This window comes from Roseateles sp. (genome assembly GCF_049240545.1).
Classification (GTDB): domain Bacteria; phylum Pseudomonadota; class Gammaproteobacteria; order Burkholderiales; family Burkholderiaceae_C; genus Paucibacter_A.
The window spans coordinates 1-8707 of the sequence record NZ_JBMLSK010000189.1; the positions used below are offsets into that span (position 1 = coordinate 1).

Annotated in this window: 7 protein-coding genes; all 7 read left to right on the forward strand. The window is 60.3% G+C overall.

Features of this window, described 5'->3' with window-relative positions:
* Positions 1–800 (forward strand): chromosomal replication initiator protein DnaA (gene dnaA, locus ACOVRJ_RS12020; RefSeq protein WP_422044085.1); only part of this gene is annotated, 800 nt, incomplete at its 5' end.
* Positions 801–933: 133 nt separating this feature from the next.
* A complete protein-coding gene (gene dnaN, locus ACOVRJ_RS12025) occupies positions 934–2058 on the forward strand; it encodes a DNA polymerase III subunit beta (RefSeq protein ID WP_339596625.1) in 1125 nt (374 codons plus the stop codon).
* A 112-nt stretch (positions 2059–2170) separates the two neighbouring features.
* Entirely contained in the window at positions 2171–4720 is a 2550-nt protein-coding gene (gene gyrB, locus ACOVRJ_RS12030) for a DNA topoisomerase (ATP-hydrolyzing) subunit B (protein WP_422044086.1), read from the forward strand.
* Positions 4721–4960: 240 nt separating this feature from the next.
* Positions 4961–5560, forward strand: coding sequence for a restriction endonuclease subunit S (locus ACOVRJ_RS12035; protein WP_422044087.1), 600 nt, complete (start codon positions 4961–4963; stop codon positions 5558–5560).
* Positions 5547–6995 carry an N-6 DNA methylase gene (locus tag ACOVRJ_RS12040; RefSeq protein ID WP_422044088.1) on the forward strand — a complete coding sequence of 483 codons (1449 nt, stop codon included), beginning with the start codon at positions 5547–5549 and terminating at the stop codon, positions 6993–6995. The genes ACOVRJ_RS12035 and ACOVRJ_RS12040 overlap by 14 nt, the downstream gene beginning before the upstream one ends.
* Before the next feature lie 122 nt (positions 6996–7117).
* A complete protein-coding gene (locus tag ACOVRJ_RS12045; RefSeq protein WP_422044089.1) occupies positions 7118–7972 on the forward strand; it encodes a hypothetical protein in 855 nt (284 codons plus the stop codon).
* A gap of 27 nt (positions 7973–7999) precedes the next feature.
* Positions 8000–8683, forward strand: a complete 684-nt coding sequence (locus ACOVRJ_RS12050) for a type I restriction-modification system subunit M (RefSeq protein ID WP_422044090.1) — start codon at positions 8000–8002, stop codon at positions 8681–8683.
* The last annotated feature ends 24 nt before the right edge of the window (positions 8684–8707 follow it).

The window sequence follows — 8707 nt, forward strand, 5'->3', positions numbered from 1 at the left end:
ACGCCGAGCAGTTCATCTCCGACGTGGTGAAGAACTACCAGCGCAAGACCTTTGATGAGCTGAAGGCCAAGTACCACTCGCTCGATCTGCTGCTGATCGACGATGTGCAGTTCTTCGCCGGCAAAGAGCGCACGCAGGAGGAGTTCTTCAACGCCTTCGAGGCCCTGCTGGCCAAGCGCGCGCACATCATCATGACCAGCGACACCTACCCCAAGGGCCTGGCCGATATCGATGAGCGCCTGACCAGCCGCTTTGACGCCGGCCTGACGGTGGCCATCGAGCCGCCCGAGCTGGAAATGCGGGTGGCGATTCTGATCAAGAAGGCCGAGGCCGAACAAACGCCCATGCCCGAAGACGTGGCCTTCTTCATCGCCAAAAACGTGCGCGCCAATGTGCGCGAGCTGGAAGGCGCGCTGCGCAAGGTCTTGGCCTACAGCCGCTTCAGCCACAAGGAAATCAATATCCAGCTGGCGCGCGAGGCGCTGAAAGACCTGCTCTCGATCCAGAACCGGCAGATCTCGGTGGAAAACATCCAGAAGACGGTGGCCGACTTCTACAAGATCAAGGTCGCCGACATGTACAGCAAGAAGCGCCCGGCCAGCATTGCCCGGCCGCGCCAGATCGCCATGTACATCGCCAAGGAGCTGACCCAGAAGAGCCTGCCCGAGATCGGCGAGCTGTTCGGCGGCCGCGACCACACCACCGTCTTGCATGCCGTGCGCAAGATTGGGGGCGAGCGCCAGAAAAACACCGAATTGAACCAGCAACTGCATGTGCTGGAACAGACTTTGAAGGGTTGATCGCGCACTCTGGTTACACCGGGGCCAGAAACACCCCATTCCTGGGTCAAAATGCGAGTTGTTACCGCGCGCGCGTTTTTCGGAGGGCGCGCGGTGAGTGAGAACCCCTCAGAACAAGCGGAAAGAGGTTGACATGATTGTGTTGAAAGCCACCCAGGACAAGGTGCTCGGTGCCCTTCAGGCGGTTGCCGGCATTGTGGAGCGGCGCCACACGCTGCCCATCCTTGCCAATGTGCTGATCCGCAAGCATGGCCCCCATCTCGAGCTGACCACCAGCGACCTGGAGATCCAGGTCCGCACCACGGCCGAGCTGGGCGGCGACGCCGGCGACTTCAGCACCACCGTGGGTGCCCGCAAGCTGATCGACATCTTGCGCTCCATGCCGGCGGACCAAACCGTCTCGCTGACGGCCAATGCATCCAAACTGACTCTGCAGGGCGGCAAGAGCCGCTTCACGCTGCAGACCCTGCCCTCGGACGACTTCCCGCTGGTGCAAGAAGCGGCCGACTTCGGCCCCGCCTTCTCCGTGCCGCAAAAGACGCTCAAGCACCTGATCAACCAGGTGCACTTCTCGATGGCCGTGCACGACATCCGTTACTACTTGAACGGCATCCTGTTCGTGGCCGAAGGCAAGAACCTGACCCTGGTCGCCACCGACGGCCACCGCCTCGCCTTGGCCCAGGCTGAGTTGGAAACCGAAATCCCCAAGCAAGAAGTCATCCTGCCGCGCAAGACTGTGCTGGAGTTGATGCGCCTGCTGAAGGATGGCGGCAAGGGTGAGAGCGAAGACGCCCCCATCGAAATGCGTTTCGCCGGCAACCAAGCCAAGTTCAGCTTCTCGGGCATGGAGTTCGTGACCAAGCTGGTCGAGGGCAAGTTCCCTGACTACAACCGCGTCATCCCCAAGAACCACAAGTTCAACGTCACGCTGGGCCGCTTGACGCTCTTGTCCAGCCTGCAGCGCGCCGCCATTTTGACCAGCGAGAAGTTCAAAGCGGTGCGCCTGTCCTTCGAGCCCGGCCTCTTGAGCATTGCCTCCAGCAACGCCGAACAAGAAGAAGCCAAGGAAGAAATCGAAATCGACTACAGCGGCGACCTGATCGAAACCGGCTTCAACGTGACCTACCTGATGGACGCGCTGCAAAACATGAGCCAAGACATGGTCAGCATTGACCTGAACGACAGCTCCGCCAGCGCCCTGATCACCATCCCCGAGCAGACCGGCTTCAAATACGTCGTGATGCCGATGAGGATCTGACGATCCGCATCGGCATCGATGCCCTAAATTGGCTCCCCCCTGCCCCCCGCCAAGCGGGGGGTTCTAGTTTGAGAGTTGTACCGGCCGCGTTGCGGCCTTGAAAGAATTCCCGATGAGTGATGTGCCGAGCAACGAAATGAATCCCGACGGTCTGACCGATAAGCAGCAGGCGGCCGCCGATGCGGACGTGACGGCAGGCGCGGTCTACGGTGCCGATTCCATCCAGATCCTCGAAGGCCTGGAGGCCGTGCGCAAGCGCCCCGGCATGTACATCGGTGACACCTCCGACGGCACCGGTCTGCACCACCTCGTGTTCGAAGTGGTGGACAACTCCATCGACGAATCGCTGGCCGGCCATTGCGACGACATCATCGTCACCATCCACACCGACAACTCCATCAGCGTCAGCGACAACGGCCGGGGCATCCCCACCGACGTCAAGATGGACGACAAGCACGAGCCCAAGCGCAGTGCCGCTGAAATTGCACTGACCGAGCTGCACGCCGGCGGCAAGTTCAACCAAAACTCTTACAAGGTCTCGGGCGGCTTGCACGGCGTGGGCGTGAGCTGCGTGAACGCGCTGTCCAAGCACCTGCGCCTGACCGTGCGCCGCGAAGGCAAGATCCACCAGGTCGAGTTCAAGAAGGGCGTGCCGCAAGACCGCCTGCTCGAAATGCGCGAAGGCTTTGAAGTCAGCCCTATGCGAATCGTTGGTGACACCGACAAGCGCGGCACCGAAGTGCACTTCCTGCCCGACGACGAGATCTTCACCAACGTCGATTTCCACTACGAAATCCTCGCCAAGCGTCTGCGCGAGCTGAGCTTCTTGAACAACGGCGTGAAGATCCGCCTGGTCGATGAGCGCAACAACAAGGAAGACAACTTCGCCTACGCCGGCGGCGTGAAGGGCTTTGTTGAGTTCATCAACAAGGGCAAGAACGTCCTGCACCCGACCATCTTCCACGCCCAGGGCGACAAGATCAGCGAGCAAGGTACCAACGTCGGCGTGGAAGTCTCCATGCAGTGGAACGAGAGCTACAACGAAAACGTGCTCTGCTTCACCAACAACATCCCGCAGCGCGACGGCGGCACCCACTTGACCGGCCTGCGCGCCGCCATGACCCGGGTGCTCAACAAATACATCGCCGACAACGACCTGGCCAAGAAAGCCAAGGTCGAAGTGGCCGGCGACGATATGCGCGAAGGCTTGGCCTGCGTGGTCTCCGTCAAGGTGCCCGAGCCCAAGTTCAGCTCGCAGACCAAAGACAAGCTGGTCTCCAGCGAAGTGCGCGCCCCGGTGGAAGACATCGTCAGCCGCTTGCTGACCGACTTCCTGCTCGAGAACCCCATCGACGCCAAGATGATCTGCGGCAAGATCCTCGACGCCGCCCGCGCCCGCGAAGCCGCTCGCAAAGCCCGCGAAATGACCCGCCGCAAGGGCGTGCTCGACGGCCTGGGCCTGCCCGGTAAGCTGGCCGACTGCCAAGAAAAAGACCCCTCGCTCTGCGAAATCTACATCGTGGAGGGTGACTCCGCCGGTGGCTCCGCCAAGCAAGGGCGCGACCGTAAGTTCCAGGCCATCTTGCCGCTGCGCGGCAAGATCTTGAACGTCGAGAAAGCGCGTTATGAAAAGCTGCTCACCAGCAACGAAATTCTGACGCTGATCACCGCCCTGGGCACCGGCATCGGCCGCGGCGCCGGCAGTGACGACTTCAACCCCGACAAGCTCCGTTACCACCGCATCATCATCATGACCGACGCGGACGTGGACGGCGCCCACATCCGCACCCTGCTGCTGACCTTCTTCTACCGCCAGATGCCCGAGCTGTGCGAGCGAGGCCACATCTACATTGCCCAGCCGCCGCTCTACAAGGTCAAGGTCGGCAAGCACGAGCAATACCTGAAGGACGGCAGCGAGCTCGACAGCTTCCTGCTCAAGATCGCCATGCAGGACGCCCATCTGCACACCGGCCACGGTGACACCGTGCTCAGCGGCGAAGCGCTGGAAACGCTGGCGCGCCAATACGTGTCGGCCGAAAGCGTCATTACCCGCTTGTCCAACTGGATGGACTTTGAAGCGCTGCGCGTGCTCTCCGGCGGCCTGGCCATCAACCTCGACGGCAAGGACGCCTCCGAGGCTGCCGCCGTCGCCATGCAAGCCGCCCTGCACCAGGCCGAAGTGCGCAGCGAGTACGACGAGCGCACCGACAAATACCTGCTGCGCATCAGCCGCAAGCAACACGGCAACACCCGCTCCAGCGTCATCAACGCCGACTTTGTGCACAGCGCCGACTACGCCGTGCTGAGCACCGCCGGTGTCACCTTCAAAGACCTGATCGGCGAGAACGCCATCGTCCGCAAGGGCGAGGGCGAAAAAGCCAAAGAAAGCAAGATCAGCGACTTCCGCAGCGCCATGGCCTGGTTGATGGCCCAAGCCGAAAACTCCGTCGGCCGCCAGCGCTATAAAGGTCTGGGCGAAATGAACCCCGAGCAGCTCTGGGAAACCACCATGGACCCCAACGTCCGCCGCCTGCTGCGCGTGCAGATCGACGACGCCATCGAAGCCGACCGCGTGTTCACCATGCTCATGGGCGACGAGGTGGAACCACGGCGTGATTTCATTGAGACGAATGCGTTGAGGGCGGGGAATATCGACGTTTGATCTTCATGTCGCCGTGAGCAAAGTTTTGCCGTTCTGAACGCAAAGCTTTGCCGCTAGTCACGGCGGAGGGTAGAGCGCCCCGTAAGCTGCAAGAGCTATGAGATTCTTGTGGTTCATTGGTTTCGGCTAAGAAGCTCTGGTTGGCCTTGCGCGGCTGGCGAGTGTCATTAAAACAAATAACTCTACTGCTTGCGATTTGACGCAGGCGGCGCTATACTGCGTCGACAGTAGAGTTATTCGATGAAATCCATTCACCCCCTCACCGATTTGGCGGAGGTCCACACAGCAGTGGTCTTTCGCGATCAGGCGCCGCAAGAACATCCTGAAGGCAACGTCCGTGCGTTGGCCATCCGGGATGTTGTGTCGTCAACTCCTGTGAGCTGGAGCGAACTGCCGCGGGTTGTTGTGGCCGAGAAGTACCGCGCGAACTGCCTGCAAGCCGGTGATGTGGTCATCCCCTCACGGGGCGACTACTACAGGGCAACGCTTTTCAAAGGGGCGGACTTGCCAGTTTTGCCGGTGGGTCAGCTGAACGTGATCCGACCGGCTCTCGGGTTGGATGCCGGTTACTTGGTCTGGTTTCTCAACCTGACAACGACCGGCGCCAAGCTCAAGCAAATGCTGACTGGCACCAGCATCAAAGCGCTGACTAAGACAGCTCTTCAGACGCTGGAGGTGGACGTTCCCGATTCGGGCCGCCAACGCCATATCGCCGAAATTGATGAGCTTGCGGGCCGAATCGCTGCCATTCGGCATCGGTTGACAGAACTGGACACCATTGAGGTCGCTCAGATGGCGGACGTCCTTTCGCACCGCGGAGGTGACCGTGCTAGATGCTGAAGCCAAGCAGGCAATTCGTCACGCACTCTGGCGCTGCTTCGATTCAGTTCGTGGCGTGGCCGATGTTGGTGAGGTCCGTGACCACCTTCTGGCACTGCTGGTTCTGAAGTACGCGTCTGATCATGCCGTCGAAACTAGACATGCGGTTGCGCTCGACGCAGATGCCGAATCGGAGCCGTCGTTTGAACGGCTGCTCAACGCCAAGCACATGCCTGATATCGGGCAGCGTGTTGACTGGGCGCTGGATGACTTGGAGAAGCAGCTACCGCTGCTGAAAGACGCCTTTCACAGCGTCCGTTTCGACTCTTCCTTGCTGGGCGAACCCACGCAAAGGCAACACCTCGTCGCTGATCTGCTGAGCTGCTTCGGTTTGCCAGAGTTTGACTTTCGAGGCGGCGCAAGTGCCGAAGCGGCCAGCTTTGCCTGCGAAACGCTCATCAGCGAGGCCGCAGTCGTCGCTGGCAAGCGGGGTGCCGAGTTCTTCACCCCGCCCGAGGTTTCCCGGCTGATCGCCGCAATCCTCCGGCCCGAAGCTGGGGATAGCGTTGGCGATCCATGCTGCGGTTCTGGCACCTTATTGTTGACCTGCAGCGCCTTCGCGCGTGCCCAATCTGGCGGTGAGGGCTGTCAGCTATTTGGACAAGAGAAGAACGGCGGCACCTGGGCCCTCGCAAAAATCAACATGTTTCTGCATGGGGAACGTGCCGCGCAATTGGCATGGGGAGACACCCTCAAAGACCCGCGTCTGGTGTCTGGCGGCCAACTGCAGAAATTCGACGTGGTGGTTTCAAACCCACCCTTCAACGTGAAGGATTGGGGACAAGAAGCCGCCGCAGCCGATCCCTTCGGCCGCTACCGACGCGGAGTTCCGCCGCGCGCTTCTGCGGACTACGCTTTCATCAGCCACATGGTGGAGACGCTCAAGGGTGGTCGTGGCCGCATGGCAGTGGTGGTCACCCATGGAGTCCTCTTCCGCACCGGTGCGGAGCTGCAGATTCGCAGGCAATTGCTGGAGGAAGGCCTCGTGGACGCAGTGATCGCGCTGCCAGCCAAGCTGCTTCCAAATACGCCCCTGCCCATTGCACTTCTGGTGCTGCGTAAGGACAAGAGCGACGGGCAAGTGCTCTTCATCGACGCAAGCCGCCAGTTTGGGCACGGAAAAACCCAAAACCAGCTACGCGATGAAGACCTCGCCCGGATTGAGGCTACCTATGTAGCCAGGGCGGATGTTGAGGGCTGCGCCCGCTTGGTGTCGTTGGAAGACGTCCTGCAGAACGACTGCAACCTCAACGTGGTTCGCTATGTGGAAGCCGTAGAGCTGGTCTGTCAGGTGGACCTGGAGGCAGTTCGTGCCGAGCGAGCACAGCTCCGCGCCGAACTGGAAGGTCTGGAGAGCCGATTTGCCAGCCTCATCCAGGAGGTGGGTCGTGGGTGACACAAAGGAAAACGGCCGCTTGCGCGGCCGTCCCCTCTATTGCGTCTTGGAACCTGACGTCCGTCCGAAGAGAGACCTGTCAAGCCATAGTACCCAAGCGCCTACCTCGCAAGGATAACACAGTGCTTGACTACAACAACATGACCCATCAGGACGTGCAGGCAGTTGCTCAGGCAATTTCTCACGCTAGGCTTGGCAGTTACAAGCGCTACTTCCAGGCTATCACTGATTTAGAAGCACTGGGCCTTTACCAGTGGAATGAAGACTTGCGTGAAGCCTTCGCTCGCACTACAGACCTGATTGAAGTTGTTCTGCGCAACCAGTTTCATGCTGTATTGAGTCAGAGGTACGGCCAGCAGGGAGGTGTCGGATCGCGAGACTGGTACGCCTGCCTGAACCTTCCGCAAAAGTCCTCCGACAAAGTCCTTGAAATCACCCATGTTTACCGTGGAGGCACTTGGCGACCCCGTCACCCCTCCCGTACACCCGACGACGTAGTCTCGAACCTCACCTTCGGTTTCTGGCCAAGGCTCCTTGACGTCTCGACCGATACCAACCATGTTGCGGTTCCTTGGGACCACATCATCCCGGACATCCTTCCAGGACATCGTCAAAGAGCTGCAACATACTGGCGCCCACAAGCCCGTCAGGATGCCTTCTTTGCCCGGATGGACCTTTGCAACGACTTGCGAAACCGGATTGCACACCTAGAACCGATCTGGAAGCTTGGACCACTCAAGGCGGAAGCCCGGAACCGACCTGGACGGGCGATACAAACGGTTGGCGGCCCCACACGGAATCCACAGGAGTCCTTGGACCGCCTTCGCCTGATCGACGACCGCCTGATTGAGTTGCTGCAATGGCTGTCGCCGACGGTCTCACGCCTTTACCGGCAGTGCCCCATCCATACCCGTTGCGTGGCACTACTCACGCCTGCAGCGCTAGACGCCTACCGTCAAAACCGTCCGTTTCTCTAAACAAACATACAAGAACACAGTCGCCCTATGTCACTCACCCTCGACACCCTAGAATCCTGGCTCTGGGAGTCCGCCAACATACTGCGCGGCTCCATCGACTCGTCAGACTTTAAGAACTACATCTTCGGCCTGTTGTTCCTGAAGCGCTTTAACGACGTGTTCGAGGATCGCGTCCAACAACTGCAGCACGTTGATGGCCTCAGCAAGCTGGACGCCCTGGCAGAGGTCCAGGACAAGTGGGGCGCCTTCCCGCCCGACGCCCGCTGGCCCAACCTGATCGCCCGTACCGAGAACATCGGCGAAGCGCTAGACAAGGCCTTCGCCACCATCGAGGCCAACAACACCGAGCTGCAGCATGTGCTGACCGCCACGCAGTACGGCGACAAGCGCGTGCTGTCCGACGCCACGCTGCAACGCTTGCTGCGCCACTTCAACCAGTACCGATTGGGCAATGCCGACCTCTACAAGGCCGACATGCTGGGTGATGCCTACGAATACCTCATCAAGCAATTCGCCGACGATGCCGGCAAGAAGGGCGGCGAGTTCTACACGCCAAAGGCCGTGGTGCAGCTGGTGGTGGAGCTCATCGACCCGCAGCCCGGCCACAGCGTGTACGACCCCACATGCGGCAGCGGAGGCATGCTCGTGGAGAGCGCGCACCACATCGCAGAACTGCCCGGTGTTGATGCCGACCGAAAACTGACCAGCTAAACCACGTAATGCCGACTGAATATT